This is a genomic window from Streptomyces pseudogriseolus (assembly GCA_002154585.1).
Taxonomy (GTDB): Bacteria; Actinomycetota; Actinomycetes; order Streptomycetales; family Streptomycetaceae; genus Streptomyces; species Streptomyces pseudogriseolus.
The window spans coordinates 1-26,663 of sequence record MUNG01000191.1; the positions used below are offsets into that span (position 1 = coordinate 1).

Here is a 26,663-nt window from a genome sequence, read left to right on the forward strand (position 1 = left end):
GGGGCGGGCCGGCGCGGGGGCCGGCCGGAAGCGGCGGCGGTACTCCGCCGGTGAGGAGCCGAGGGTCCGGACGAAGGCGCGGCGCATCGCCTCGGGGCTGCCGTAGCCGCAGGTCCGGGAGATCTCCTCGACGGAGTCGCCGGTGTCCTCGAGGAGGCGGCGGGCGTGTTCGAGGCGGACCCGGTCGACGTAGCGGCCGGGGGTGGTGCCGGTCTCGGCGTGGAAGGCGCGCGCGAAGTGACGCGGCGACAGCGCGGCGCGCGCGGCGAGCGCCTCGACGGAGAGGTCGGCGGACGGGTGCTCGGTGACATAGCGCTGGATCTCGCGGAGGGGTTCACGCCGGGCGGTCTGGGCGGCGAGCTGGGCGCTGAACTGGGCCTGGTTGCCGGGTCGGCGCAGGAAGACCACCAGGTGCCGGGCGACGGTCAGGGCGACCTCCCGGCCGAGGTCCTCCTCGACGAGGGCGAGGGCGAGGTCGATGCCGGCGGTGACGCCCGCCGAGGTGGCGACGTGCCCGTCGCGGACGTAGATGGGGTCGGGGTCGACCTCGACGGCCGGGTGGTCGCGGGCGAGGCGGTCGCTGTACGCCCAGTGGGTGGTGGCGCGGCGGCCGTCCAGGAGTCCGGCGGCGGCGAGCAGGGCGGCTCCCGTGCAGACGGACACCAGCCGGTCGGCGCGGGGTGCGTGCCGGCTCAGCCAGTCGGTGAGCCGCGGGTCGGGGCGGCGGCTGCCGTGGCCGCCGGGCACCACCAGTGTGTGCGGCGCGGGCGCCTCGCCGAGCGTGCCGTCCGGTACGAGGGTGAGCCCGCTGGTGGTGCGGACGGGCGCGCCGTCGAGGGAGGCGGTGGCGATCCGGTAGCTCCCCGGGGTGTGCCGCTCCGCGCCCGCGAACACCTCCACGGGGCCGGTGACGTCGAGGCTCTGCACGGCGTCGTAGAGGACGACGAGGACGGTTCGCTGGGGCATGCGCCGATTCTTCGCGGGCCGGTGCGGTGGCCGCAACGACGTGTTTCCCACCTTTCCTGCCATGCCCCGCACGGGACCGGACGACGGGCCGGGTGCATGTTGAAGCGTGGACGAGGTACCCGCAGGGGAAGCCGGCCGCAGCGGCCGGACGACGAAAGGGGTCACCACGTGTTCCGTGCCATCGCAGACGTCCTGCGTCAGATCGGCGGCGCCGTCGCCACCGTCGTGACGCTGCCGTTCCGGGCGCTCGCCCGGCTGTTCGGCGGCGCGTCCTCCTCCGCGCGCGGCCGTCGCGCCTGAGGCCGCCCGGGGGGTGTCCGGGCGCGTCGCCGCCCTGATCCCCGATTGTCGTCGCCACCTGCCACAATTGCCGCGCAACCTCAGTGGAGAAGGCGGTACGGGAACGTGACGACACCCCTCGCAGGGTCCATCGAAGGCAGGATCGCCGGGGAACTCGGCGTACGGGAGCGGCAGGTCAAGGCCGCCGTGGAACTGCTCGACGGCGGTTCGACGGTGCCCTTCATCGCCCGCTACCGCAAGGAAGCGACCGAGATGCTCGACGACGCGCAGCTGCGCACGATCGAGGAGCGGCTGCGCTATCTGCGGGAGCTGGAGGAGCGCCGCACGGCGATCCTCGACTCGGTGCGCGAGCAGGGCAAGCTCACCGAGGAGCTCGAGGCCCGGATCCGCGGCGCGGAGACCAAGGCGCGCCTGGAGGACATCTACCTGCCGTTCAAGCCCAGGCGGCGCACCAAGGCGCAGATCGCCCGCGAGGCGGGTCTGGAGCCGCTGGCGGAGGGGCTGCTCGCCGATCCCGGTGTGGAGCCGCTCGCCGCGGCCGCCGCGTTCGTGGACGCGGAGAAGGGCGTCGCGGATCCGCAGGCGGCGCTGGACGGCGCGCGGGCGATTCTCACCGAGCGCTTCTCCGAGGACGCGGACCTGATCGGCGAGCTGCGCGAGCGCATGTGGGTGCGCGGGCGGCTGGCGGCGAAGGTGCGCGAGGGCAAGGAGGAGGCGGGCGCCAAGTTCGCCGACTACTTCGACTTCTCCGAGCCGTTCACGGAGCTGCCCTCGCACCGGGTGCTGGCGATGCTGCGCGGCGAGAAGGAGGAGGTCCTCGACCTCGTCCTGGAGCCGGAGGAGCCGGTGGAGGGCCGGTCGTCGTACGAGGGCATCGTGGCCCACCGGTTCGGGATCGCCGACCGGGGCCGCCCGGGCGACAAGTGGCTGCTGGACACCGTCCGCTGGGCCTGGCGCACGCGCATCCTGGTGCACCTGGGCATCGACCTGCGGCTGCGGCTGCGCACGGCCGCCGAGGACGAGGCGGTGCGGGTGTTCGCCGCCAACCTGCGCGACCTGCTGCTGGCCGCCCCGGCGGGCACGCGCGCGACGCTCGGCCTCGACCCCGGTTTCCGTACCGGCGTGAAGGTCGCCGTGGTCGACGCGACCGGCAAGGTCGTCGCCACGGACGTGATCCACCCGCACGTGCCGGCGAACCGCTGGGACGAGGCGATCGCCAAGCTGGCCCGGCTGGCGAAGGAGCACGCGGTCGAGCTGATCGCGATCGGCAACGGCACGGCGTCCCGCGAGACCGACAAGCTCGCCGGCGAGCTCATCGCCAAGCACCCCGAGCTGAAGCTGACGAAGGTGATGGTGTCCGAGGCGGGCGCGTCCGTGTACTCGGCCTCCGCGTTCGCCTCGCAGGAGCTGCCGGACATGGACGTGTCGCTGCGCGGCGCGGTGTCCATCGCGCGCCGGCTCCAGGACCCGCTGGCCGAGCTGGTGAAGATCGACCCTAAGTCGATCGGCGTCGGCCAGTACCAGCACGACCTGTCCGAGGTGAAGCTGTCGCGTTCGCTGGACGCGGTGGTGGAGGACTGTGTGAACGGCGTCGGCGTGGACGTCAACACCGCGTCCGCCCCGCTGCTCGCCCGGGTGTCGGGCATCTCCTCCGGTCTCGCCGAGAACATCGTGGCGCACCGCGACTCCAACGGCCCCTTCAAGAGCCGCCTCGAGCTGAAGAAGGTGGCCCGGCTGGGCCCGAAGGCGTACGAGCAGTGCGCGGGCTTCCTGCGGATCCGCGGCGGCGACGACCCGCTGGACGCGTCCAGCGTGCACCCGGAGGCATACCCGGTCGTGCGGCGGATGGTGAAGACCGCCGGGCAGGAGGTGGCCTCGCTCATCGGCAACACGGCGGTGCTGCGCTCGCTCCGGCCGCAGGACTTCGTGGACGACACGTTCGGTCTGCCGACCGTGTCCGACATCCTCAAGGAGCTGGAGAAGCCGGGCCGCGACCCGCGTCCGGCGTTCAGGACGGCCGCCTTCAAGGAGGGCGTGGAGAAGATCTCCGACCTGTCCTCCGGGATGATCCTGGAGGGCGTGGTGACGAACGTGGCCGCGTTCGGCGCGTTCGTCGACGTCGGCGTCCACCAGGACGGCCTGGTGCATGTGTCCGCGATGTCGAAGACGTTCGTCAAGGACCCGCGGGACGTGGTGAAGCCGGGCGACATCGTCAAGGTGAAGGTGCTCGACGTCGACATCCCGCGCAAGCGGATCTCGCTGACGCTGCGTCTGGACGACGAGGCCGCGCCGCAGGGCCAGGCGTCCGGCGGCGACCGTGAGCGCAGGCAGCGCGGCGGCCGTCCGCCGCAGCAGCGCCAGGGCCGCGGTGGCGGCGGCGGTGGTGCGCGGCAGGCGCCCGCCCCGGCGAACAGCGCGATGGCCGACGCGCTGCGCCGCGCGGGTCTGGTCGACCCGAAGAGCGGCCGCCGCTGAGCCGTGCGCCGGGCCCGTGTCCCCCCGGTCTGCGGGGGAACACGGGCCCGGCGTGTTCCTCGCGGCCGGCCCGGGCCGCTCGTAGGGTGCCCGCATGCCTGTGTCACGGGTCATCACCTGGGAGGTCACGGCGAGCGGCGGCTACGAGACCGTCTGGGCCGTGTTCGACGGGGACGGGCTGCGGGCCCGCGGGCGGGCCGTGGGGACACTCCCGGAGCCGTACTGGATCACCTACGAACTCCTGACCGGGGACGCGTACGTCACCCGGCGGCTGACGGTGACGGCCGAGGACGCGTCCGGCAGCCGTTCGCTGGACCTGCGGCACGACGGCCGGGGCGGCTGGACCGCCGACGGGCGACGGGTGGACGCCCTGGACGGCGCCCTCGACTGCGATCTGGGCCTGTGCCCGCTGACGAACACCATGCCGGTGCTGCGGCACGGTCTGCACCGCACCCCGGGTGAGCGGGAGTTCCTGATGGCGTGGGTGTCCGTGCCCGGCCTGACCGTCGAGCCGTCGCGGCAGACGTACACGCATCTGGGGCCCGGGCGCGTCCGGTTCGCCTCCGGGGACTTCCGCAGCGACCTGACGTTCGACGAGGACGGCTGTGTCGTCGACCACCCGCGGCTGGCACGGCGGCCGGCGCCCCGCTGAGTCCGGTCCGGCGCGGGGCGCGGAAGCCTTCGAGGGGCCTAGTGTTCGGACACCTGGCCGTCGGTGACGTGCAGACGGCGGGTGACGTGCACCGCGTCCAGCATGCGGCGGTCGTGGGTGACCAGCAACAGCGTGCCCTCGTAGGCGTCGAGGGCGGACTCCAGCTGCTCGATGGCGGGCAGGTCGAGGTGGTTCGTCGGCTCGTCCAGGACGAGGAGGTTCACGCCCCGGCCCTGGAGCAGTGCGAGGGCGGCGCGGGTGCGCTCGCCCGGTGACAGGGTCGCCGCGGGACGCAGCACGTGCTCCGCCTTGAGGCCGAACTTGGCGAGCAGCGTGCGGATGTCGGCCGGTTCCAGCTCCGGCACCGAGGGGCGGAAGGCGTCCAGCAGGGTCTCCGGGCCGTGGAACAGCGCGCGGGCCTGGTCGACCTCCCCCAGCAGCACGCCCGAGCCGAGGGCGGCGTGGCCCGCGTCGAGCGGCACGCGGCCGAGCAGGGCGCCGAGCAGGGTGGACTTGCCCGCGCCGTTCGCGCCGGTCACCGCGACCCGGTCGGCCCAGTCGATCTGGAGGGTCACCGGGCCGAGGGCGAAGCCGTCGCGGCGCACCACGGCGTCGCGCAGGGTGGCGACCACGGCGCCGGAGCGCGGGGCCGCCGCGATCTCCATGCGCAGCTCCCACTCCTTGCGCGGCTCCTCGACGACCTCCAGGCGCTCGATCATGCGCTGGGTCTGGCGCGCCTTGGCGGCCTGCTTCTCGCTGGCCTCGCTGCGGAACTTGCGGCCGATCTTGTCGTTGTCGTTGCCCGCCTTGCGGCGGGCGTTCTTCACGCCCTTGTCCATCCAGGCGCGCTGCGTCTGCGCCCGGTCCTGGAGGGCGGCGCGCTTGTCGGCGTACTCCTCGTACTCGTCGCGGGCGTGCCGGCGGGCCACCTCGCGCTCCTCCAGGTAGGCGTCGTAACCGCCACCGTAGAGGTTGATCTGCCGCTGGGCGAGGTCGAGTTCGAGGACCTTGGTGACCGTGCGGGAGAGGAACTCGCGGTCGTGGCTGACGACGACGGTCCCGGCGCGCAGGCCGCTCACGAACCGTTCGAGGCGTTCGAGGCCGTCCAGGTCGAGGTCGTTGGTCGGCTCGTCGAGCAGGAAGACGTCGTAGCGGGACAGCAGCAGCGAGGCGAGTCCCGCGCGGGCGGCCTGGCCGCCGGACAGGGCGGTCATCGGCTGGTCGAGGCCGACGTCCAGGCCGAGGACGGTGGCGACCTCCTCGGCGCGTTCGTCGAGGTCGGCGCCGCCGAGCGCGAGCCACCGCTCCAGGGCGGTGGCGTAGGCGTCGTCCGCGCCGGGCGCGCCGTCGACCAGGCCCTGGGTGGCCTCGTCCATGGCGTGCTGGGCCTCGGCGACGCCGGTGCGGCGGGCCAGGAAGGCGCGCACGGTCTCGCCGGGCCGCCGCTCCGGCTCCTGCGGGAGGTGGCCGACGGTGGCGGTGGGCGGGGAGAGCCGCAGCTCGCCCTCCTCGGGCGCGGCGAGCCCGGCGAGCAGGCGCAGCAGCGTGGACTTGCCGGCGCCGTTGGCTCCGACCAGGCCGATCACGTCGCCGGGCGCGACGACGAGGTCGAGCCCGGCGAACAGGGAGCGGTCGCCGTGTCCGGCGGCGAGGTTCTTGGCGACGAGGGTGGCAGTCATCAGACCGCCGATCTTAAAGCCTGCCGTTCGGACCGCCCCGGCGTCGCGGGCCCTGGCACGCACTCCCCCACTGCCCGAAGGGCGCGAAGCCGCGGGGCCCCCGGGGGCGTGGTCGCCGGTGGCCGGCTCCCTCGCGCTCGACCGCGCGCCCTGGATCCCCACGTCAGCCCTCTCCCCTCCGCCGTGCGGCCGCTCGCCGGACGCCGCTCGGGCCGAACGGGCATCGTGCCGCACGGCCGGCGTGATCCGCACGACAGGCCCTGGAGCCCCGGCCGTACCGCGAGGTGCCGCGGGCCGGTCACGGGGCGACGGCGGTGACCAGCACGGTTCCGGCGGTACGGGCGACCAGGTACGCCTCGCCCTTGACCGCCGGCGGGTCGAGCAGGACGCGGTGCCGGCCGGGTTCGAGGACCGCGTCGAAGAGGTCGCGGCTGCGGGCGCGGGAGAGGCGGTCGACGCGGTGTGCGGTGAGCCGGACGCGGCAGGCGGAGACCACCTCGAACTGGGCGGCGCCGCCGGCCGCGGTGAGGTCCGTCAGCCGCCGGTGGTCGTCCCGGCCTGCCTCCAGGGCCTGTTCGGCCTGCGCGACCAGCAGCGGGACGACGGGCGCGAGCGCGTCGACGCAGGGCACGTCCGCCCCGGCCCCGGTCAGCGCCCGGCGCACGGCGTCGCGTTCGCGCGCGGGGACCGAGCGGCCGAACAACACGGCGCCGTAGGAGCGGAGCTCGTCGGCGGAGACGCCGTCGGCGCTCTGGGTGATGTCGGCGCCGATGCCGATGGTGCGCAGGGCGGCGGCCAGCCGGGCGAGCAGGGCGACGCGGGCGCCGATCAGCAGGACGCGGCGGCGGCTGCCGGGCAGGCCGCCGTCCAGGAGGGCGGTCAGGGCCGCGCGGTACTCGTCGCCACGGAAGCGGAACGGGCCCATCCCGTGGTAGCCGTCGCGCTCCAGGTCGGCCCGGTCGCCGGTCTGCCAGGCGAAGTCCCGCCAGACGACGTCGTCGCCGTCCCGTTCGATGACCGCGGTCACGGCGCCGCAGGCGAGGTCCTCGCACTCGGGGCAGCCGTAGACGACGTACCGGCCATCGGACAGGGGTGCCCCGGTCTCCAGCAGCAGGCCGCGGACCTGGGCGGTGAACAGGGAGGGCGGCACGTCGGCGGCGAGCGGGGAGACGGCGTCCAGGTCGGACAGGCGGTACAGCAGCGGGCGTCCGTCGACGACGAAGTCGACGAAGTCGCGGTGCAGTTGGAAGTCACCGCCGGCGAGCAGCCCTCCGGGGCGGGTCGCCGGCGCCAGGCCGAAGGTCGCGTACTCGGCAGACATGCCGTGAGTATTCCCACCCGGGGCCTCACCCGAGCACGCGCGCGGGCATCCGCTACCGTCCGCCGGATGGGAAGCGAAACGGACAGCGGTGTCGTGGTGGTCGGCGGCGGGGTGACCGGGCTGACCACGGCGGTGGTCCTCGCCGAGCGGGGCGTACGGGTGCGGCTGTGGACGCGGGACCCGGTCGGGGCGACCACCTCGGCGGTCGCGGGCGCCCTGTGGTGGCCGTACCGCATCGACCCGCCGGAGTCGGCGCGGGCGTGGGCGCTGGAGTCGCTCGGCGTGTACGAGGAGCTGGCCCTGCGGCCGGAGACGACGGGCGTACGGATGGTCGAGGGGGTACTGGGCGAGACGTCCATGGACGAGGTCGGCGGGTGGGCCGACGCGCGGCTGCCGGGGCTGCGTCCGGCGACCGGGGCCGAGTACCCGGGCGGGCAGGGGCTGTGGGCGCGGCTGCCGCTGATCGACATGCCGGCCCATCTGCCGTATCTGCGGGACCGGCTGACGGCGGCGGGCGGCACGGTGGAGACGCGGGCGGTGGCGGACCTCGCGGAGGCGGACGCGCCGGTGGTGGTGAACTGCACGGGGCTCGCGGCACGGGAGCTGGTGCCGGACCCGGCGGTGCGGCCGGTGCGGGGGCAGCTGGTGGTCGTGGAGAACCCGGGGATCCGCACCTGGATGGTCACCGAGGGCGCGGACGGGTCGATGGCGTACTTCTTCCCGCAGCCGGGGCGGCTGCTGCTGGGCGGCACGGCCGAGGAGGACGTGTGGTCCGACCGGCCGGACCCGGCGGTGGCGGAGGCGATCGTGCGGCGGTGCGCGGCGCTGCGTCCGGAGATCGCCGGGGCCCGGGTGCTGGGACACCGGGTGGGACTGCGGCCGGCGCGGGACGCGGTCCGTCTGGAGCGGACCCTGCTGCCCGACGGGCGGGTGCTGGTGCACAACTACGGCCACGGCGGCGCGGGCGTCACCGTGGCCTGGGGGTGTGCGCGGCAGGCGGCCCGGCTGGCCGCGGCGTGAGGCGCGGGGCGGGCGCCCGGCGCCCGCCCCGTGTCACGGCATGCCCCGCGCGGGTCAGTGCTTGCCGATGGGGTCGCCCTCCACGTCCGGTCCGCGGCCGGGGCCGACGCGCAGCTCGAACTCGCCGTCGTACTTCTTGTGGCCCTCGATGACCGCGAGTTCGACGGCCTCGCTGCCCATCTTGTCGCGCACGACGAGGGGGTCGTGGCGCAGGTCGCGCATGAGCGCCACGCACATGAAGATCATGACGACGACGAACGGCGCCGCGGCGAGGATGGTGAGGTTCTGCAAGCCGGTCAGGGCGTCGCCCTGGCCGCTGCCGACCAGCAGCATGATGGCCGCGACGGCCCCGGTGACCACGCCCCAGAACACCACGGCCCAGCGGCTGGGTTCGAGGGAGCCCTTCTGCGAGAGGGTGCCCATCACGATGGAGGCCGCGTCGGCGCCCGAGACGAAGAAGATGCCCACGAGGACCATCACCAGCAGGCTGGTGGCGGTGGCGACGGGGAACTCCTGGAGGACGGCGAACAGCCGGCCCTCGGGGGTGGTCTCGTCGCCGAGCCGGTTCTGCTCCTGCAGGCGCATCGCCGAGCCGCCGAAGATGGCGAACCAGACCAGGCTGACCGCGCTGGGCACCAGGATGACGCCGCCGATGAACTGACGGATGGTCCGGCCGCGGCTGATGCGGGCGATGAACATGCCGACGAAGGGCGTCCAGGAGATCCACCACGCCCAGTAGAAGACGGTCCAGCTGCCCAGCCAGTCGGCGACGCCCTCGCCGCCGCTGATGTCGGTGCGGCCGGCCATCTCCGGCAGATCGCCGAGGTACGTGAAGACGGAGGTCGGCAGCAGGTCCAGGACGAGGACGGTGGGGCCGGCGACGAACACGAACACGGCGAGCAGCAGCGCCAGCACCATGTTGATGTTGGACAGCCACTGGATGCCCTTCTCCACGCCGGACACCGCGGACGCCACGAACGCCACGGTCAGCACGGCGATGATGGAGACCAGCAGGCCGGTGCCGACCTTCTCCAGCCAGTTCAGCTTCTCCACGCCGGAGCCGATCTGCAGCGCCCCGAGGCCCAGGGAGGCCGCCGAGCCGAAGACGGTCGCGATGATGGCGAGCACGTCGATGACCCGGCCGCCGGCGCCGTTGGCGTGCTTCTCGCCGATCAGCGGCGTGAACACGGCGCTGACGGTCTGCCGGCGGCGGCGCCGGAAGGTGCTGTAGGCGATGGCGAGGCCGACCACGGCGTAGATGGCCCACGGGTGCAGCGTCCAGTGGAACAGCGTGGTGGCCATGGCCGTCGACATCCGGTCGCCGGAGTCCTCCGGCCCGGTGCCGGGCGGCGGGGTGTCGAAGTGGGCGAGCGGCTCGCTCACGCCCCAGAACATCAGGCCGATGCCCATGCCGGCGCTGAACATCATGGCGATCCAGGACACCGTGCGGAACTCCGGCTCCTCGCCCTCGGCGCCGAGCGTGATGCGTCCGTAGCGGCTGGCGGCCAGCCACAGGGCGAAGACGACGAAGCCGGAGGCGGCCAGGATGAAGCCCCAGCCGCCGTTGTGCATCAGTCCGCCGAGCAGGTCGGCGGAGACGTCCTCCAGCGAGTCCGTCCAGACGGCTCCCCACACGACGAAGGCCAGCGTGAGCACGGCTGTGACGCCGAACACCACCCAGTCGGTGCGGGGCCTGTCCCGGCCGGGCAGGCCCGCCTCGGAGCCGGGCAGCGGGCCTGCCGTGGGGTCCTTGTCGCTTCGATGGTCCTGCGTCACAGGCGGAACCTTTCGTCCGAGCCTTCGGGCGGAGAGCCCTCCTCCCGATAGGCCCATACCACCGATGGCGCAAAATTCACCTCATCGACAGGACGTGACCGCCTCGCCTTCGGCCAGGTGATACGTGGCGCGGCCGTCCAGGAGCAGGGGGACGAGGGCCCGCAGCGGCTGCCGCAGCGGTACGAACACGCCACCGGCGTCCCGTGCGACGCGTACGCCGTGCAGGGCCAGCTCGTCGCCCACGTCCGCGTACTGACCTGCGGTGAGGCGGTATCCGCAGGGCGGGTCGGCGAGCACCTCGGAGAGTTCGGGCGGGTCGTTGTCGGCGCCGCCGAGGTACACCGGGCCGCGGTCCGCGTGGCCGGCGGCGCGGGCCCGGGCGGTGACCGCCTCGACCCGCGCGCGCCGGTCCGAGGAGAAACGGATCAGGCCGTTCAGCGCGGCGAGGTGGGAGTGGACCCGGCGCCGGTTGTTGAGCGCCTCGTCGGTCCTCTCCTCGTCGGTGAGCGGGTCGACGCGGCTCTCGATGAGCAGGCCGACGGCGTGCTTGACGCCTGACAGGTTGCGGAGGATCCGTTCCTGGCCGTCGCCGGCGGTCTGCCGGACCGGGTCGCCGGTGACCGGGTCGGTCCAGATGCCGTAGGTGCCGGTGGTGTACCCGGCGGCGCCGGCGGCGGGGCGGACGTGCTGCTCGGACAGGGAGCGGGCGATGTCGTGGACGGCGGGGTGGGTGTTGAGGTTGCGCGGCCACAGGTCGAACAGGTCCTTGTCGTAGTACGGCGGGGTGGCGCCGTACTCGTGCAGGTCGTAGATGACGTCGGGCCGCTCGTCGCGGATCACGGCGGCGAGCGCGCGGCCCTCGGCGGTGCGCAGGGCGACGTGGTCGCGGTTGATGTCGACGCCGTCGCTGTTGCCCCGGGTGTCGGCGGCGCGCCCGTCGGGGTTGGCGGTGGGGACGACGAGCACCGTGGTGCGGTCCAGGAAGCGCCTGGTCTCCCGGTCCTCGGCGTACGCCAGGTCGCGGACCGTGGTGAGGCAGGCCTCCCGGCCGGCGGGTTCGTTCCCGTGCTGGCTGCACACCAGGAGGACCTTGTTCGGGGTCCGGTCCGCTCCGATGCGGACGAGCCGGAGCGGGCGGTTCTCGGCGGTGGTGCCGATGCGGGTGACGCGGACGCGGCCGCTCGTGCGGTCGACGGTGTGCAGGAGGCGCTGTTCCTCGGGCTGGGTGGTCCAGCGGGCGCCGTTGCTGCGTTCGAAGCCGGTGCGCGGCGGGGCGGCGGTGTCGTGCGCCCCGGCGGCGGGGCCGGTGACGAGGGTGGCGGCGAGGCCGGTGAGGGCGGTGGCGGTGAGGAGCGCGGTGCGTCGTCTCATCGGGTGTCCCCCGGGACTCGGTGGGCGGTGGCGGGCGGGCGGACGCCGTGCGGTGCGGTGTGCGGCGCCGTGACGGGCGGCCCGGAGGTGGCGCGGGCGAACGCGGCGGCGCCGCCGAGGAACGGGACCCGGGCGGAGGTGCGGGCCAGGTCGAGGGTGAGCGTCGGGGTGTCGGCCGGCGGGTCGATCAGGCCGCGGTCGGTGCCGGCGACGATCAGTGCGAGCCGGTGGCCGCGGGGGACGACGTGGTCGGTGGCGGCCAGGTCGACGGTGAGGGTGTAGCGCCTGCCGGGGACGAGTGGTTCGCCGCGGCCGGTGCCGGCGTGTTCGCCGAGGTCGGCCCAGCCGCGGCTGACGACGGTGTGGCCGACGTCGGCGGTCTTCGCGCGGGTCTCCCGGTAGCAGGAGCTGTCGCCGTCGGTGCTCGGTCCCCAGCAGGTGCGCTCGGGCAGGGTGACGATGCCTTCGCCGGCGTCGGCGTAGTCGCGGATGGTGTCGGGGCCGAGGTCGACCAGGACGGCGGAGAGGTGGGCCGTCGGGGCGCTGGGGGTGACGGTGACGGTGACCCGGGAGGAGCCGGCCAGGCGCAGGTCGCGGGTGAGCGGGCGGGTGACGAAGCCCGCCTTCTCCGGGGTCGGGGCGTCGATCCGGGCGGCCCAGTCGGTCTCGCTCAGCGCTGGGTCGTCGGTGAAGGTCACGGTGCCCCGGCCGGGACGCAGGCCGAGCGCGCCGACGCCGTCCTGGGCGCCGCGGGCGGGGCGCAGGGTGACGGTACGGGTGCCGCGCGGGGGCCAGGCGGTGGAGGTGACCCACTGGTCGGGGGCGCGCTCGATGTCGGCGACGGGCTCACGGTCGACGCCGTTGTCGACGCCCTTGAGTTCGTGGTCGAACCAGCGGGTCAGGGTGCGCACCCACTCCGCGCGGCGGAAGTCGAAGGGGTCGACGTGGCCGGTCTGCGACAGCCAGATCTTGCGCCGTACGCCGCTCCTGCCGAGGGCGTCCCACCAGGGGCCGACGTGCCCCATGCGGACGTTGAGGTCCTGCATGCCGTGCACCAGGAAGACGCTGGCGCGGACCTTCTTCGCGGTGCGGACGTAGTCGCGTTCGGTCCACAGCGGGGTGCGGTCGCCGGTGCGCGGGGCGCCGTCGACGAGCTCGCGGGCGACGTCCGTGCAGTGCTCGCGGGCCTCGGGGGTCTGGACGTACCCGGCGAGCCGGTCGGGGCCGGAGTCGTAGAGCGGGGCGCCCTGGGAGAAGTAGTAGCCGTACCAGGAGGAGATGGCGGCGATCGGGACGATGGTCTCGAGGCCCTCGACGCCGGTGGCGGCGACGCCGTTGGCGATGGTGCCGTCCCAGCTCTTGCCGATCATGCCGGTGCTGCCGTCGGTCCAGTCGGCGCGCACCCGTTCGTCCCCGGTGCGGCTGCGGTACGCGGTGGCGCGGCCGTTCAGCCAGTCGACGACCGCCTTGGCCGACCGGATGTCGGAGCGGCCGCCGACGTCGACGCAGCCGTCGGAGCGGCTGGTGCCGGCGAGGTCGACGCCGACGACGGCGTAGCCGCGCGGCACGAACCAGTTGTCGTAGAACAGCGGCATCCGCACGATGTCGCCGTGTCCGTCGTAGGTCTTGGTCTGGCTCTCGTTGCCCCGCCCGCAGCAGGAGTAGTACGGGCTGGCGTCCATGATCACGGGGACCTTGCGTCCCGCGCGGGCGGCCTCGCGGGGCCGGACGATGTCGACGGCGACCCGGTCGGTGCGTCCGTCGCGGTCCTCGTCGAGGCCGGTGTCCACCCAGACGGCCTCGCGGACGGCGTCGGCGTAGGAGTGGACGGGTGGGGTGGCCGGCGGGGCGGCGTCCGCCGCGGCGGGGGTCAGCAGGGTGGCCGTCAGGGCGGCGATGGCCGCCGTCGCGAGCGTTCTCCAGGTCGTGGGGCGCGTGCGTATCGGCATGCGCGGGACGGTACCCCGGTGAACTCCGGTGCAGAAGAGGGCGCCTGACGGCCCGTGGGGTCCCGGGGGCGTCAGGCGTGGTCGTACACGGTGACCGGTATCCCCCGCCGGACCAGGCGTTCCTCCACGAGCGGCTCGACGCGGGACCACGTGCCGCCGGCGAGGCCGCAGCCGATACGGGGCATGTGGACCGACGCGCCGAGCTCTCGGGCGTGCCCGGCGAGGCGGTCCAGGGCCGTGTCGATCGCCTCGTAGCGGACCGGGACGCCCTTGCTGCCGGTGCGGATGCCGCGCTGGCCGATCATGTTGGCCACCCACACGTACCGCTCGACCTGGACGAGCTGCACCGCGCCCAGGCCGAAGCCGCCCGCGGCGCGGTCGCGGTGCCAGGCGCGGTACGCCGCCTCCGGCTCCGGCCAGCGGCGGGACAGGGCGAGGACGAAGCCCTTGCCCCACCCGCCGATGTCGTTGCAGACATGGGCGACGATCTTGACGCCCTTCACCGACGGGACGGTGGCGTCACCGCGCAGATACGTGATCCCGGACATGACGGCACCGTACCGGCCACCACCGACAGCGCCCCGGCGCTTACCCCCCGGCGGCCACCTTGCGGCGGACGCCGCCGTACCAGCCGCCGACCAGCATCGCGGCGATCACCGGGACGAGCAGCAGGGTCTTGCGGCCCACCTCGGGGTCGTTCCACATCAGCACGAGGACCGACAGCAGGAAGACGACGGTCACGATCTCGGTGACGGGGCTGCCGGGCAGCCGGAACGACGGCCGGGTGACCAGGCCGGCGCGGGCGCGGCGGACGAACACCAGGTGGCAGATCATGATGATCACCCAGGTGCTGATGATGCCGAGCGAGGCGACGTTCAGCACGATCTCGAAGGCCTGGGCCGGCACGAGGAAGTTGAGGCCGACGCCGAGCACGCACACCGCGCAGGTCAGCAGGATGCCGCCGTAGGGCACCTGGCTGCGGTTCATGCGGGCGGTGAACTTCGGCGCGGAACCGGCCGACGCCATCGAGCGCAGGATGCGGCCGGTGGAGTACAGGCCGGAGTTCAGGGACGACATGGCGGCCGTGAGGACGACCAGGTTCATCACGTCGCCGGCGGCCGGGACGCCGATCTTCGACAGCACGGTGACGAAAGGGCTCTCCCCCGCCGAGTACATCGAGCCGGGCAGCAGCAGCGCGAGCAGAACGACGGAGCCGACGTAGAAGAGGCCGACGCGCCACATGATGGAGTTCACCGCGCGCGGGACGACCTTCTCCGGCTCGGCGGTCTCGCCCGCGGCCACGCCGACGAGCTCGAGGGCCGCGTACGCGAAGATCACGCCCTGCATCACCAGGACGACCGGCAGCACGCCGTGCGGGAGGACGCCCCCGTGGTCGGTGATCATGCTCAGGCCGGGAGTGCCGCCGCCCACCTCGTGCCGGGTGGCGAGCAGGAAGACGCCGATCAGCATGAAGGCGACGAGGGTGGCGACCTTGACGATCGCGAACCAGAACTCCATCTCGCCGAAGATCTTCACGGAGATCAGGTTCACCGCCAGCACCACCGCGAGGGCGACCAGCGCGAGCACCCACTGCGGGATGTCGGTGAACGCGCTCCAGTAGTGCGTGTAGAGCGCGATCGCGGTGATGTCGGCGATACCGGTGGTCGACCAGTTCAGGAAGTACATCCAGCCGGCGACGTACGCGCCCTTCTCGCCGAGGAACTCACGCGCGTACGACACGAAGGAGCCGGACGACGGGCGGTACAGGACCAGCTCGCCCAGGGCGCGGACGACGAAGAAGGCGAAGACGCCGCAGACCAGGTAGGCCAGCGCCAGGGCGGGGCCCGCGTCGCGCAGGCGTCCTCCGGCGCCCAGGAAGAGTCCCGTGCCGATGGCGCCGCCGATGGCGATCATGTTGACGTGGCGGGCCTTGAGGTCCTTGCTGTAACCGGCGTCGCCCGCGTCCGCGGGCGTCGCGGCCGCGGTGGAGGGTGCGGCCGTTGCCGTGGTGACGGCGTCCTTGCTCACGCGTGGTTCCACTTTCTGGTGCGCCCGGGCAGATCGCGCCCGGCTGTCCGAAATGCTCTCGGCCGGCGCGCTGTGATCACGGCACGGACCGACGGGGCACCTTTCCTGATGTGCGGGTACGTATGCGATGGTCTGCGTCACACCGTGGGTCTCCTCACACGCCGCTCGCCTCGGCGGCGGGATTGACAGCGGAGGTGTCACAGCGGCGGTGGGACAGCGATACTGCTGCACATGACGACCGAGACCGAGGCCCTGACGATCGACGAGCTGGCGGCCCGGGCCGGGGTCACCGTGCGCACGGTCCGCTTCTACGGCACGAAGGGCCTGCTGCCGCCCCCGGTGCTCGGTCCCCGGCGGGTCGGCCGCTACGGCAGGGAGCACCTGGCCCGCCTCGAACTGATCGAGGAGCTGCAGAGCCGGGGCATGACCCTCGCCGCGATCGAGCGCTATCTGGGGCAGCTGCCGCCGGACCTGAGCGTGCGGGACCTGGCGGTGCAGCGGGCCGTGGTCGCGTCCTGGGCGCCGGGCACGGTGGAGACGGTGCCGCGCTCGGAGCTGGAGCGGCGGGCGGGGCGCCCGCTGGGCGAGGAGGAGCTGAGGCGGCTCGCGGCGATGGACGTCGTGGAGCGGGCCGGGGCAGGGCCGGACGGCGAGGTGTTCCGGGTGGACGCCGGGCTGCTGCGGCTCGGGGTGGAGTTGCTGGACGTGCCGCTGTCGCACGAGTCGGTGCTGGCCGCCCGGGCGGTCCTCACCGAGCATGCCCGGGCGGCCGCGCGGGAGCTGTCGCGGCTGCTGCGCGACGCGGTGGCGGACAAGGACGCGCGGGATGTGCGGTCCCTGTCCGCCCGGATGCATCCGCTGGTGGTGCAGGCGCTGCTCACCACGTTCCAGCGGTCGCTGAAGGAGGAGCTGCGGGAGTGGCTCGACGAGGAGGGCTGAGCCGCCCCTCGCCGAGCCCTTCCCACGGTATCCGGTGGGTGTCGCTGGGGGCGGTCAGCGGGCGTCGGTGAAGACCTCGCCCTTCTCCGCCTTCTCCACGAGCAGGGCGGGCGGGGTGAACCGCTCGCCGTAGCGCTCGGCCAGTTCGCGGGCGCGGGCGACGAAGCCGGGCAGACCGCCGTCGTAGCCGTTGATGTACTGGAGGACGCCGCCGGTCCAGCCGGGGAAGCCGATGCCGAGGATGGAGCCGATGTTGGCGTCGGCGACGGAGGTGAGCACGCCCTCCTCGAGGAGCCGTACGGTGTCCAGCGCCTCGGAGAACAGCATCCGCTCCTGCATGTCGCGGAACGGGATGGTGTGCCCGTTGGTGAAGTGCTCACGCAGCCCCGGCCACAGCAGGCCGCGCTTGCCGTTCTCGTCGTAGTCGTAGAAGCCGGCGCCCGCGGCGCGGCCCTCGCGGCCGAACTCGTCGACCATGCGGTCCACGACCGCCTCGGCCGGGTGCGGGGTCCAGGTGCCGCCCGCCTCCTCGACGGCCTGCCGCGTCTCGCGGCGGATCTTCCGCGGCAGGGTGAGGGTGAGCTCGTCCATCAGGGAGAGCACCTTGGCCGGGTAGCCGGCCTGGGCCGCCGCCTGCTCGACCGACGCGGGCTCGATGCCCTCGCCGACCATCGCCACGCCCTCGTTGATGAAGTGGCCGATGACCCGGGAGGTGAAGAAGCCGCGGGAGTCGTTGACCACGATCGGGGTCTTGTTGATCTGGCGGACCAGGTCGAAGGCGCGGGCCAGGGCCTCCTCACCGGTGCGCCCGCCCTTGATGATCTCGACCAGCGGCATCTTGTCGACGGGCGAGAAGAAGTGCAGCCCGATGAAGTCCTCCTGCCGCTCGACGCCCTCGGCGAGCGCGGTGATGGGCAGGGTGGAGGTGTTGGAGCAGAGCAGCGCGTCGGGCGCGACGACGTTCTGCACCTCCTGGAAGACCTTGTGCTTGAGGGAGGTGTCCTCGAAGACCGCCTCGATCACCGCGTCGCAGCCGGCGAGGTCGGCGACCTCGGCGGTGGGCGTGATCCGCGCGAGGAGGGCGTCGGCCTTCTCCTGCGTGGTGCGGCCCTTGGCGACGGCCTTGGCGCACAGCTTCTCGGAGTAGCCCTTGCCCTTGAGCGCGGCCTCCGGGGAGACGTCCTTGAGGACGACGTCGATGCCGGCGCGGGCGCAGGAGTAGGCGATGCCGGCGCCCATCATGCCCGCGCCGAGCACGGCGACCTTGGTGACCTTGCGGGCGGGGACGTCCTTGGGGCGGCCGGCGCCGGAGTTGACCGCCTGGAGGTCGAAGAAGAACGCCTGGATCATGTTCTTCGACGTCTGTCCGGCGGCCAGCTCCACGAAGTAGCGGGCCTCGATCACCTGGGCGGTCTCGAAGTCGACCTGGGCGCCCTCGACAGCCGCGGCCATGATGGCGCGCGGGGCCGGGTAGGGGGCGCCGCCGGTCTGCTTGCGCAGGCTGGCCGGGAAGGCGGGCAGGTTGGCCGCGAACTTGGGGTGCGACGGGGTGCCGCCGGGGATGCGGTACCCGGGGCGGTCCCAGGGCTGCGCGGACTCGGGATGGGCGTCGATGTAGGCGCGGGCCTTGGCGAGCATCTCCTCACGCGTCTCGGCGACGTCGTCGACCAGGCCGTTCTCCAGGGCGCGGCGCGGGCTGTACTGGGTGCCCTGGAGGAGCACCTTCAGCAGCGCGTCGGTGATGCCGAGCAGGCGGACGGTGCGGACGATGCCGCCGCCTCCGGGCAGCAGGCCGAGGGTGACCTCGGGGCAGCCGATCTTGGAGCCGGGGGCGTCCAGGGCGATGCGGTGGTGGCAGGCCAGGGCGATCTCGTAGCCGCCGCCGAGGGCCGCGCCGTTGAGCGCGGCGACGACCGGCTTGCCGAGGGTCTCCAGGCGGCGCAGCCGGCGCTTGAAGGCCAGGCCGCCGTCGAACAGCTCCTGGGCGGTGTCGGGGGTGACCCGGATCAGGTCGCGCAGGTCGCCGCCGGCGAAGAAGGTCTTCTTGGCGGAGGTGACGATGACGCCGCGGATGGAGTCCTGCTCGGCCTCCAGGCGGTCGGTGACCGCGGCGAGGGAGTCGCGGAACGCCTTGTTGACGGTGTTGGCGGACTGGTTCGGGTCGTCGAGGACGAGGGTGACGACGCCGGTGTCGTCCTGCTCCCAGCGGATGGTGGTGGACTCGCTGCTCATGAGGGTGTGCTCCAGGTGATCCGTCGGGAGGGGGTCAGATGCGTTCGACGATGGTGGCGATGCCCATGCCGCCGCCCACGCAGAGCGTGGCGAGCCCGTAGCGCTTGTCCTGGCGCTCCAGTTCGTCGATCAGCGTGCCGAGGATCATCGCGCCGGTGGCGCCGAGCGGGTGGCCGAGCGCGATGGCGCCGCCGTTGACGTTGACCTTGTCCAGCGGCAGGCCCATGTCCTTCGCGAACCGCAGCACGACGGCGGCGAACGCCTCGTTGATCTCCACGAGGTCGATGTCGTCGATGGTCAGCCCGGCCTTGGCGAGCGCCTTGCGGGTGGCGGGCGCGGGGCCGGTGAGCATGATGGTCGGCTCGGAGCCGGAGACGGCGGCGGAGACGATCCGGGCGCGCGGGGTGAGGCCGTACCGCTCGCCGACCTCCCTGGAGCCGATCGCGACGAGGGCGGCGCCGTCGACGATGCCGGAGGAGTTGCCCGCGTGGTGGACGTGGTCGATCCTCTCCACCCAGTGGTACTGCTGGAGGGCGACGGCGTCGAAGCCGCCCAGCTCGCCGATGTCCGCGAAGGACGGCTTGAGCTTGGCGAGGGAGTCGGCGGTGGTGCCGGGGCGCAGGTGCTCGTCGTGGTCGAGGACGACGAGGCCGCTGCGGTCCCTCACCGGGACGACGGACCGCTCGAAGCGGTTCTCCTTCCAGGCGGTCGCGGCGCGCTCCTGGGAGAGGGCGGCGTACTCGTCGACGTCGCGGCGGGAGAAGCCCTCGATGGTGGCGATGAGGTCGGCGCCGATGCCCTGGGGAACGAAGTTGACCTCGAGGTTGGTCATCGGGTCGTTGAACCAGGCGCCGCCGTCCGAGGCCATCGGGACGCGGGACATGGACTCCACGCCGCCCGCGAGGACCAGGTCCTCCCAGCCCGAACGGACCTTCATGGCGGCCATGTTGACCGCCTCCAGGCCGGAGGCGCAGAAGCGGTTCTCCTGGACGCCGGCCACCGTGTCGGGCAGGCCCGCGGCGATGGCGGCGATACGGGCGATGTCGGAGCCCTGGTCGCCGACCGGGCCGACGACGCCGAGGACGATGTCGTCGACGGCGGCCGGGTCGAGCCCGGGGAAGCGGGCGCGGATCTCGTGGATCAGCCCGACGACCAGGTCGATGGGCTTGGTGCCGTGCAGGGCGCCGTTCGCCTTGCCGCGCCCGCGCGGGGTGCGGATCGCGTCGTAGACATACGCTTCGGTGCTCACGAGGAGGCCTTTCGCTCAAGGTTTCGAGGGCGGGGACACCAGGCCGGGTACGCCCCAGTCGCGGGCCACGTCCTCGGTGTCGGCGCCCGGCCGGGCGGGCCCGGTGCGGACGGTGGCGGGCGTCGCGGAGAACCGCGGCGCGGGGGCGGGCTGGGTGATGCCCGCGTGGTCGGTGAAGGTGGAGCGGGCGGCGAGGTGCGGGTGGTGCGGGGCCTCGCGCAGCGACAGCACCGGCGCCACGCACGCGTCGCTGCCCTCGAAGACGGCGGTCCACTCGTCGCGCGTGCGGGAGGCGAACCGCTCGGCGACCTTGGCGCGCAGCTCCGGCCAGCGGGTGACGTCGGCGTGCGCTTCCTCGAGGCCGGAGAGGTCCAGCAGGCGCAGGAACTCCGCGTAGAACCGCGGCTCCAGCGCGCCGACGGCCATGTGCCCGCCGTCGGCGGTTCCGTAGGTGCCGTAGTAGGGGCAGCCGCCGTCGAGGAGGTTGGCGCCGCGGCGGTCCTGCCAGGCGCCGGCGGCGAGCATGCCGTGGATCATCGCGGTGAGGTGGGCGGTGCCGTCCACGACGGCGGCGTCGACGACCTGTCCGGCGCCGGTGGCGCGCGCGTGGTGGAGGGCGGCGAGGACGCCCACCACCAGGTACAGGGAGCCGCCGGCGTAGTCGCCGAGGAGGTTGGCTGGGGCGACCGGGGGCCTGCCCGGCTCGCCGGTCATGCCGAGGGCGCCGGTGACGGCGATGTAGCCGATGTCGTGTCCGGCGCGGTCGGCGAGGGGGCCGGTCTGGCCCCAGCCGGTCATCCGGCCGTACACCAGGCGCGGGTTGCGGGCCCGGCAGTCCTCGGGACCGACACCGAGCCGCTCGGCGACGCCGGGGCGGTAGCCCTCGATCAGGATGTCGGCGCGCTCGGCGAGGCCGAGAACGCGGGCCGCCCCTTCGGGGGTCTTGAGGTCGACGACCACGGAGCGCTTGTTGCGGTTGGTGACGTCGCGGGCGGGGTCGATGCCCAGGCCCGGGCGGCCGGGGCGGTCGACGCGTACGACGTCGGCGCCCAGGTCGCCGAGGAGCATGGCCGCGAACGGGCCGGGGCCGATGCCGGCCAGCTCGACCACGCGTACGCCGGTGAGCGGGCCGTCGTGCGGCGCCGTCGCCTCCGTCATCGAGCCCCCATCGACTGTGACAGTTCTGGTGTAACACCTGCGATGTTAGGAACAGTGGGCAGTGGGCACAAGGGTGGGCGAGCAAGCGCTTGGTAACTGTAACCGGGAGGGGACTCACGGGCCTCCTGGGCTGGACGCGGCCGGGGGCGCGGGCCCGGTCGGTTCGCATGCGCGGGTTGTGTGTGGCTGAGCGCGCAGTTCCCCGCGCCCCTGGGGGGTGGGTGCCACTTGGCTCGTGTTCGCATGTGCGGGTCGTGGGGGGTTGCTCGAGCAGTTCCCCGCGCCCCTGGAGGGGGATGCACCCGCGTCTCAGTGGGTTGCCCGCTGGGACGGTCGTCCGTCCAGTTCCGCCGCGCGGCGCTTCGTGGCGACCGTGCGGTAGCTTTCCTCCACCCAGTCGCACAACAGCTCCGCCGCCGGGGCGCCCGGGGGTTCCAGCGGGACGTGGACCCAGCCGGCCTTGCCGAGGCCGTATCCGGCGGGCTCGGCGCCGGGACAGACGAGGGCGTGGGCGTGCGCCGTCTCGTCCGTGAGTTTCACCGTGACCCCGAGCGGGTGACTTCCGTCGTCGACGCCGAGGAAGACGAACACCTTCCGGTCGACCTTGGCGACCGTCTCTCCCCAGGGGTGCTCCTCGACGGCGCCCGGCAGACCCAGCGCCCAGTCGCGCACTTTCTCCCACTTCCTCAGGGCGTTCCGTGGCACGGCCATCGCTTTCCTCCGGGCTCGTCGTCGGGCTCCGCACCCCTCACGCTAGCCTCGGCCACCGACAGCGGCGCGGCTGCACGACCAAGGGGTGTCATGAGCAGGCTGAGCAGGACGGACCGTCCGTACGACATCGTGCTCTTCGGAGCGACCGGTTTCGCCGGGACGCTGACCGCGGAGTATCTGGCCGCCCATGCGCCGGCGGGCCTGCGCTGGGCGGTCGCGGGACGCAGCGAGCGCAAGCTGGAGGCGCTGCGGGAGCGGCTGCCCGGCGGCGAGAAGGCGGGCGTGCTGCGGGCGGACGTGTCGGATCCGGCCACGCTGCGCGCCCTCGCCGAGCAGGCGCGCGTGGTCGCCACCACGGTGGGGCCCTATGTGGAGTACGGCGAGGAACTCGTCGCCGCCTGCGCCGACACCGGTGCGGACTACGTCGACCTGACGGGTGAGCCCGAGTTCGTGGACCTGATGTACGTCCGCCACGACGCCCGCGCGCGGGAGACCGGGGCGCGGCTGGTGCACGCCTGCGGCTTCGACTCGGTCCCGCACGACCTGGGCGCGTACTTCACGGTGCGGCAGCTGCCGGAAAACGTGCCGCTGACGGTCGACGGGTACGTCACCGTCGACGCGGCCTTCTCGGGCGGCACGTTCGCCTCGGCGCTGAACCAGTTCGCCCGGGCGGGCAAGCTGCGGGCCGCCGCGCGGGACCGCCGGCGCCACGAGCCCCGGCTGGTGGGCCGCCGCGTCTCCGCCCCGAACGGCGTCCCGCGCTACGCGCCGGAGGTCGACGCCTGGGCGCTGCCCCTGCCGACGATCGACAGCCAGATCGTGCGCCGCTCGGCGAAGGCGCTGGCCCGTTACGGCCCGGACTTCCGCTACCGCCACCACGCGGCGGTGCGCAGCCTGCCGGTCGCCCTGGGCGGCGTGGCCGCGGCCGGCTCGCTGTTCGCGGCGGCCCAGGTCCCGCCGCTGCGCCGCGCTCTGTCGGCCCGGCTCAAGCCAGGCGAGGGCCCCAGCCCGGAGAAGCGGGCGCGCAGCTGGTTCTCGGTCCGCTTCGTCGGTGAGGGCGGCGGCCGCCGGGTCTTCACAGAGGTGTCGGGCGGCGACCCCGGCTACGACGAGACGGCGAAGATGCTCGCCGAGAGCGCGCTGTGCCTGGCCCTCGACGACCTTCCCTCGACCTCGGGCCAGGTGACGACGGCCGTGGCGATGGGCGACGCCCTGATCGGCCGTCTGCGGGACGCGGGCATCCGGTTCCGGGTGGCGGCGGTCCGCTGACGGCCGTCCGCACGGCGGCAGGCTCGTCACATGCGCCGCATGCGCCGCGTGCGACACCGCGCGCCGCGTGCGACGAGCTCAGAGCGGCCAGGCGATCAGCGTGTAGATCATGCCCGCGACCCAGCCCAGGCCCGCCAGCACGGCCAGCGTGAGGCCGAGCGTGACGGCTCGGCCGGTGAGGCGCACCGGGGTGCGTGCGGGGGTGCTGCGCGGGGGTCGGGCGGTGCGGTGTGTCGGCATGTCGAACACCCTGCCGTCGGGCAGGAGTTCGGACATCCGTACGCGTACTCAGTCCGCCGTGAGTGCCGGTGCTGCCTCGCGGAGCGCGCGGCGGCACAGGGCGTCGGCGCGGCGGGTGGTCTCGGGGAGGCGGTAGGCGGGGGCCAGGGCGAGCGTGTGGGCGCAGGCGTTGTCCAGGCTCACCCGGTGGCCCACCGACACGAACACGGGTTTGACGCCCTGCCGGGTGCGCAGCGCGCGGCCGACCTCCTCACGGCCGGCGAGCAGCGGGGAGGTGCTGCCGCGCGGGGCGGCGGGCTCGTCGTAGGTGAAGGTGAAGGGGTTCTTCGCCACGCCGACCGTCGGGAGTCCGGTGAGGACGCCGAGGTGGCTGGCGAGGCCGAAGCGGCGCGGGTGGGCGAGCCCGTAGCCGTCGCACACCACCAGGCCGGGTGCGCGGGGCAGCGCCTCGAGGGCGGCCAGCACGGTGGGGATCTCCCGGAAGGCCAGCAGCCCGGGCACGTACGGGAAGGAGATCCGGCCGACGGCCGTGGCCTCGGCGACGACGTCCAGGGTGGCCGCGTCCAGCACGACGGCCGCGGCGGCGACCACGTCCCGCTCGTCGTCGTAGGCGACGTCGACGCCGGTGACGTGGCCGGTGCCGGGCGGCGGCCCTGGTTCGTCCAGCACGACCCGCGCGCGGAGCGCGTCCTGGACCGCGCGGGCCTCTTCCTCGGTGCCGGGCCAGTCGGCCGGTGTGCGTACGGTCGTCATGGTGCTCCGAGCCTACGGGGCGGGGCGGGGCGCTCCGCGCGGAGGGGGCCTCCCGGCCCGCGGCTCCGCGCGGAGGCGCGGCCATTCACTTGCCGAGCGCCCGCTTCAGCTGGCCCTTGTTCATGCTCGAACGGCCCTCGATGTTCCGCTTCTTGGCCTCTTCGTAGAGCTGGTCGCGGGTCGGACCCTGGGGGCCCTTGCCGGACCGCTGGCCACCGCGCTTGCCGGAGGACATGTCCTGCGTCGACGTCCGGCTGGCGGTCCTGGACTCGCCGGACCGGGCGCGTTCCTTGTTCACCGTCCGGGCGGCGATCTCCTTGGCGCGCCCGGTGCTCTCGCCCCGGTCCTCCGCGCTCTCCTTGATGTGCTCGTACTGACGCTCCCGCTTGGGGCTGGACCCGCGTGGCATGTCCGCTCACTTTCTCTCGCGTTCTCTCGCGCTCGGCGAGCGCTCGGTCGCGTACAGCGGTCGGGTACCCCGGCCGGCGGGATGCAGTGCCGCCGGCCCGCGTCACTGCTCCAGTCGGGCGACCCTGCCCTTCTCCCCCGCCGCCCAGCAGCCCCGGTCGGGCGTGCAGTCGACGGTGTCGTACGACCCGCTGTCGACGGTGCGCCAGGTGCGTCCGCCGTCGGTGGTCAGGTCGGTTCCGGTGGGGCCGACGGCGAGGGCGGCGGTGCGGGTGTGCGGGAGCCAGGCGACGCCGGAGCGGTAGGCGGGCGGGGCGCCGGCGGCCGGGCGCCAGGTGCGGCCGCCGTCCGTGGTGCGCGCGGCGGCGTCGGGCGAGGGCAGGCCGGGCGTGAAGTCGCCGCCGACGGCGAGGCCGTGGTGGCGGTCGCGGAAGGCGAGGGCGAAGACGCCGCGCGCCGGGTCGCCGGCCGGGATCGTGGTGGCGGTGACCGTCCAGGTGCGGCCGCGGTCGGCGGAGTGCAGCACGCGGGCGCGGGCCGCTCCCCCGGTGGCCAGCCAGACGTCCCGGGGCCCGGACGACACCAGGCACTGGCCGCTCGCGGCGAAGCCGGCCTCGCCCTCCAGCGCCGGAGGCATGCCGGTGTCGGGGAGCACCGTCCAGGAGCGGCCGCCGTCGCGGGTCGACAGGATGCGGAACTTCCCGTCCACGGGGTCGCTCATGGCGAGTCCGTGGCGGGGGTCGAAGAAGGTCAGGCAGTCGTAGAAGGCGCGGGCGTCCGGGTTGCGGAAGGTCTCGGTCCAGGTGGTTCCGCCGTCGTCGGTGCGGTAGACGCGGGAGTCCTCGCCCTCCCCGATGGCCAGCACCACGGCCCGCCGCGCGTCGAACGCCTCGACGTCCCGGAACTGCAACTCCCCCGCACCGGGCGGCGAGACGTCCCGCCAGGTCCGTCCGCCGTCGGTGGTGCGCAGCACGGTGCCGAGGGTTCCGGCCACCCACGCGGTGTCCCGGCTGACGGCGGCCAGCCCGCGGAACCGCACGTCGGGAGCGCCGGTGTCCTTCACCACCCAGTGCGGGACCCGCTGCTCGCCCTCCGCCCCCTGCGGCCCGTGTGCCTGCGCGGGTACGGCGGTGAGCGCGGCGCATGCCGCGGCGCAGGCGACCGCCACGGTCACCCGCCGCAGGCGCCGCCCCTCACGTCCCGTCGGTCCCGTCCGTCGCGTGTTTCCCCAGCGCCTCATGGCGGGCGAAGCTAGCCCACCAGCGGGACGCCGTCCAGAGCACCCGCCCCAAGTGGGCCGCGAGGGACGGGAGGAGAGACGTGTCACTCGGGTGCATGAAGGCGGTGACAGAGGTCACTCGCTCTCCATGCGCACGGAATGGCCGATTCCAGCGTCTCTTCCAGTAGCCGACCGACACGAACCGCCCGGAAGCCAGCCCAGCCGTCACGAGGGAGCAAGGCGTTGTCCACCGTCATCGAGCAGTCAGTAGAGGCCCGCCTGGTCGCAGCCGCGCCGCGGATGGCCGACATCCCCGCCACGCTGCACTACGACGGCGACGACCCCTTCGCCGTCCGCATGACCTTCCCCGCGCCCGCCACGCTCGAAGGCGTCGACGTCTGCTGGACGTTCGCCCGTGAGCTGCTCGCCGCGGGCATGGAGGCCCCGGAGGGCGACGGCGACGTCCGGGTCCGCCCGTACGGCTACGACCGCACGGTGCTGGAGTTCCACGCCCCGGAGGGCACGGCCGTGGTCCACGTCCGCTCCGGCGAGCTGCGCCGCTTCCTGGAGGCCACGAGCGAACTGGTCCCGACCGGCCTCGAACACCTCCACCTGGACCTCGACCACGACCTCGCGCAACTGATGCGGGACGCGTAAGCCCCACGACACGAAGGCCAGGCCCCCCGGGTGACGCGGGGGGCCTGGCCTTTGTGGTGCCTCCCGATCGCCGGCGTGCCTGCGGACGACTGAAAACCGTCGCGTCATACGCACCCATAGTGGGGAGATTTGCGAGCGGTCGCAGCTCTGAGTAACCAGGGGGTCACGTGAGGTGGAGAGATTCCATCGGCGACGCGATGAGGGAACTGAAGGCGATCAGAGGGGAGTTGGAACGCCTCGGCGATCGGACGGCGGAGCTGACCGCACTGCGCGGTCAGCTCGAGCAGAGCC

23 protein-coding genes are annotated in these 26,663 nt (G+C 73.8%); 7 read left to right on the forward strand and 16 right to left on the reverse strand.

All coding sequences use genetic code 11. The features are described 5' to 3' along the window. Nucleotides 1–966: GlxA family transcriptional regulator (locus CCN29_RS17965; RefSeq protein WP_006133332.1), on the reverse strand; the 966-nt coding region annotated here is incomplete at its 3' end. Nucleotides 967–1,134: 168 nt separating this feature from the next. On the opposite strand from CCN29_RS17965, the gene CCN29_RS35975 reads away from it, so the two are divergent. The 3 genes from CCN29_RS35975 (at nt 1,135) to CCN29_RS17975 (ending at nt 4,393) form a co-directional block, all read left to right on the forward strand. Beyond that, nucleotides 1,135–1,266, forward strand: coding sequence for an LPFR motif small protein (locus CCN29_RS35975; RefSeq protein WP_006133333.1), 132 nt, complete (start codon nt 1,135–1,137; stop codon nt 1,264–1,266). A gap of 105 nt (nt 1,267–1,371) precedes the next feature. Continuing rightward, nucleotides 1,372–3,741, forward strand: a complete 2,370-nt coding sequence (locus tag CCN29_RS17970; protein WP_086683068.1) for a Tex family protein — start codon at nt 1,372–1,374, stop codon at nt 3,739–3,741. A 94-nt stretch (nt 3,742–3,835) separates the two neighbouring features. Next, nucleotides 3,836–4,393, forward strand: coding sequence for a putative glycolipid-binding domain-containing protein (locus CCN29_RS17975; RefSeq protein ID WP_086683071.1), 558 nt, complete (start codon nt 3,836–3,838; stop codon nt 4,391–4,393). Between the two features lie 38 nt (nt 4,394–4,431). On the opposite strand, the gene CCN29_RS17980 is transcribed toward CCN29_RS17975, so the two are convergent. Next, nucleotides 4,432–6,072, reverse strand: coding sequence for an ABC-F family ATP-binding cassette domain-containing protein (locus tag CCN29_RS17980; RefSeq protein WP_086683074.1), 1,641 nt, complete (start codon nt 6,070–6,072; stop codon nt 4,432–4,434). A 298-nt stretch (nt 6,073–6,370) separates the two neighbouring features. Then, nucleotides 6,371–7,393: an oxidoreductase gene (locus CCN29_RS17985; protein ID WP_086683077.1), complete on the reverse strand. Its 1,023-nt coding sequence runs from the start codon at nt 7,391–7,393 to the stop codon at nt 6,371–6,373. 66 nt (nt 7,394–7,459) lie between these two features. Here CCN29_RS17985 and CCN29_RS17990 point away from each other — a divergent pair, with 66 nt between their 5' ends. Beyond that, complete coding sequence (locus CCN29_RS17990; protein WP_086683080.1) at nt 7,460–8,413, forward strand: FAD-dependent oxidoreductase; 954 nt, start codon at nt 7,460–7,462, stop codon at nt 8,411–8,413. Between the two features lie 54 nt (nt 8,414–8,467). Here the strand turns inward: CCN29_RS17990 and CCN29_RS17995 are convergent, their stop codons facing one another. The 5 genes from CCN29_RS17995 to CCN29_RS18015 form a co-directional block, all read right to left on the reverse strand. After that, entirely contained in the window at nt 8,468–10,189 is a 1,722-nt protein-coding gene (locus CCN29_RS17995) for a BCCT family transporter (protein WP_006129921.1), read from the reverse strand. 81 nt (nt 10,190–10,270) lie between these two features. Then, nucleotides 10,271–11,560, reverse strand: coding sequence for a M14 family metallopeptidase (locus CCN29_RS18000; RefSeq protein WP_086683084.1), 1,290 nt, complete (start codon nt 11,558–11,560; stop codon nt 10,271–10,273). Continuing rightward, complete coding sequence (locus CCN29_RS18005; RefSeq protein WP_006129919.1) at nt 11,557–13,509, reverse strand: Xaa-Pro dipeptidyl-peptidase; 1,953 nt, start codon at nt 13,507–13,509, stop codon at nt 11,557–11,559. The genes CCN29_RS18000 and CCN29_RS18005 overlap by 4 nt, the downstream gene beginning before the upstream one ends. A gap of 71 nt (nt 13,510–13,580) precedes the next feature. Beyond that, on the reverse strand, nt 13,581–14,057 hold the full coding sequence (locus CCN29_RS18010) for a macro domain-containing protein (RefSeq protein WP_006129918.1): 477 nt from the start codon (nt 14,055–14,057) through the stop codon (nt 13,581–13,583). Between the two features lie 40 nt (nt 14,058–14,097). Continuing rightward, a complete protein-coding gene (locus CCN29_RS18015) occupies nt 14,098–15,537 on the reverse strand; it encodes an amino acid permease (protein ID WP_031022677.1) in 1,440 nt (479 codons plus the stop codon). A gap of 231 nt (nt 15,538–15,768) precedes the next feature. Between CCN29_RS18015 and CCN29_RS18020 the strand changes: the two genes are divergently transcribed. Then, entirely contained in the window at nt 15,769–16,476 is a 708-nt protein-coding gene (locus CCN29_RS18020; RefSeq protein WP_006129916.1) for a MerR family transcriptional regulator, read from the forward strand. Nucleotides 16,477–16,530: 54 nt separating this feature from the next. On the opposite strand, the gene CCN29_RS18025 is transcribed toward CCN29_RS18020, so the two are convergent. From CCN29_RS18025 to CCN29_RS18040, 4 genes are all read right to left on the reverse strand, one after another. Further along, complete coding sequence (locus tag CCN29_RS18025; RefSeq protein WP_006129915.1) at nt 16,531–18,708, reverse strand: 3-hydroxyacyl-CoA dehydrogenase NAD-binding domain-containing protein; 2,178 nt, start codon at nt 18,706–18,708, stop codon at nt 16,531–16,533. Between the two features lie 34 nt (nt 18,709–18,742). Further along, entirely contained in the window at nt 18,743–19,957 is a 1,215-nt protein-coding gene (locus tag CCN29_RS18030) for an acetyl-CoA C-acetyltransferase (RefSeq protein WP_031022673.1), read from the reverse strand. Between the two features lie 15 nt (nt 19,958–19,972). Then, nucleotides 19,973–21,115: a CaiB/BaiF CoA transferase family protein gene (locus CCN29_RS18035; RefSeq protein ID WP_086683087.1), complete on the reverse strand. Its 1,143-nt coding sequence runs from the start codon at nt 21,113–21,115 to the stop codon at nt 19,973–19,975. Between the two features lie 309 nt (nt 21,116–21,424). Next, nucleotides 21,425–21,826, reverse strand: a complete 402-nt coding sequence (locus CCN29_RS18040; RefSeq protein ID WP_006129912.1) for an MmcQ/YjbR family DNA-binding protein — start codon at nt 21,824–21,826, stop codon at nt 21,425–21,427. A gap of 90 nt (nt 21,827–21,916) precedes the next feature. Between CCN29_RS18040 and CCN29_RS18045 the strand changes: the two genes are divergently transcribed. Beyond that, the gene (locus CCN29_RS18045) at nt 21,917–23,095 is read left to right on the forward strand and encodes a saccharopine dehydrogenase family protein (RefSeq protein ID WP_031064477.1); all 1,179 of its coding nucleotides are present in this window, start codon (nt 21,917–21,919) and stop codon (nt 23,093–23,095) included. A gap of 78 nt (nt 23,096–23,173) precedes the next feature. Here the strand turns inward: CCN29_RS18045 and mmpA are convergent, their stop codons facing one another. The 4 genes from mmpA to CCN29_RS18065 form a co-directional block, all read right to left on the reverse strand. Further along, nucleotides 23,174–23,335, reverse strand: a complete 162-nt coding sequence (gene mmpA / locus CCN29_RS18050) for a morphogenic membrane protein MmpA (RefSeq protein ID WP_100247871.1) — start codon at nt 23,333–23,335, stop codon at nt 23,174–23,176. Nucleotides 23,336–23,383: 48 nt separating this feature from the next. Further along, nucleotides 23,384–24,088, reverse strand: a complete 705-nt coding sequence (locus CCN29_RS18055) for an endonuclease V (protein WP_006129909.1) — start codon at nt 24,086–24,088, stop codon at nt 23,384–23,386. Between the two features lie 85 nt (nt 24,089–24,173). Then, complete coding sequence (locus CCN29_RS18060; protein WP_006129908.1) at nt 24,174–24,497, reverse strand: hypothetical protein; 324 nt, start codon at nt 24,495–24,497, stop codon at nt 24,174–24,176. Between the two features lie 102 nt (nt 24,498–24,599). Then, entirely contained in the window at nt 24,600–25,670 is a 1,071-nt protein-coding gene (locus CCN29_RS18065) for a WD40/YVTN/BNR-like repeat-containing protein (RefSeq protein ID WP_086683088.1), read from the reverse strand. Nucleotides 25,671–25,958: 288 nt separating this feature from the next. Here CCN29_RS18065 and ssgD point away from each other — a divergent pair, with 288 nt between their 5' ends. Continuing rightward, on the forward strand, nt 25,959–26,372 hold the full coding sequence (gene ssgD / locus CCN29_RS18070; protein WP_006129906.1) for a spore wall synthesis regulator SsgD: 414 nt from the start codon (nt 25,959–25,961) through the stop codon (nt 26,370–26,372). Nucleotides 26,373–26,663 lie beyond the last annotated feature (291 nt).

Bases quoted from the DNA above. Each gene is read 5' to 3' on its own strand.
- CCN29_RS17975 (WP_086683071.1), top strand. From the start codon at position 3,836: ATGCCTGTGTCACGGGTCATCACCTGGGAGGTCACGGCGAGCGGCGGC.
- CCN29_RS17980 (WP_086683074.1), bottom strand. From the start codon at position 6,072: ATGACTGCCACCCTCGTCGCCAAGAACCTCGCCGCCGGACACGGCGAC.
- CCN29_RS17985 (WP_086683077.1), bottom strand. From the start codon at position 7,393: ATGTCTGCCGAGTACGCGACCTTCGGCCTGGCGCCGGCGACCCGCCCC.
- CCN29_RS17990 (WP_086683080.1), top strand. From the start codon at position 7,460: ATGGGAAGCGAAACGGACAGCGGTGTCGTGGTGGTCGGCGGCGGGGTG.
- CCN29_RS18000 (WP_086683084.1), bottom strand. From the start codon at position 11,560: ATGAGACGACGCACCGCGCTCCTCACCGCCACCGCCCTCACCGGCCTC.
- CCN29_RS18005 (WP_006129919.1), bottom strand. From the start codon at position 13,509: ATGCCGATACGCACGCGCCCCACGACCTGGAGAACGCTCGCGACGGCG.
- CCN29_RS18010 (WP_006129918.1), bottom strand. From the start codon at position 14,057: ATGTCCGGGATCACGTATCTGCGCGGTGACGCCACCGTCCCGTCGGTG.
- CCN29_RS18020 (WP_006129916.1), top strand. From the start codon at position 15,769: ATGACGACCGAGACCGAGGCCCTGACGATCGACGAGCTGGCGGCCCGG.
- CCN29_RS18025 (WP_006129915.1), bottom strand. From the start codon at position 18,708: ATGAGCAGCGAGTCCACCACCATCCGCTGGGAGCAGGACGACACCGGC.
- CCN29_RS18035 (WP_086683087.1), bottom strand. From the start codon at position 21,115: ATGACGGAGGCGACGGCGCCGCACGACGGCCCGCTCACCGGCGTACGC.
- CCN29_RS18040 (WP_006129912.1), bottom strand. From the start codon at position 21,826: ATGGCCGTGCCACGGAACGCCCTGAGGAAGTGGGAGAAAGTGCGCGAC.
- CCN29_RS18045 (WP_031064477.1), top strand. From the start codon at position 21,917: ATGAGCAGGCTGAGCAGGACGGACCGTCCGTACGACATCGTGCTCTTC.
- mmpA (WP_100247871.1), bottom strand. From the start codon at position 23,335: ATGCCGACACACCGCACCGCCCGACCCCCGCGCAGCACCCCCGCACGC.
- CCN29_RS18055 (WP_006129909.1), bottom strand. From the start codon at position 24,088: ATGACGACCGTACGCACACCGGCCGACTGGCCCGGCACCGAGGAAGAG.
- CCN29_RS18060 (WP_006129908.1), bottom strand. From the start codon at position 24,497: ATGCCACGCGGGTCCAGCCCCAAGCGGGAGCGTCAGTACGAGCACATC.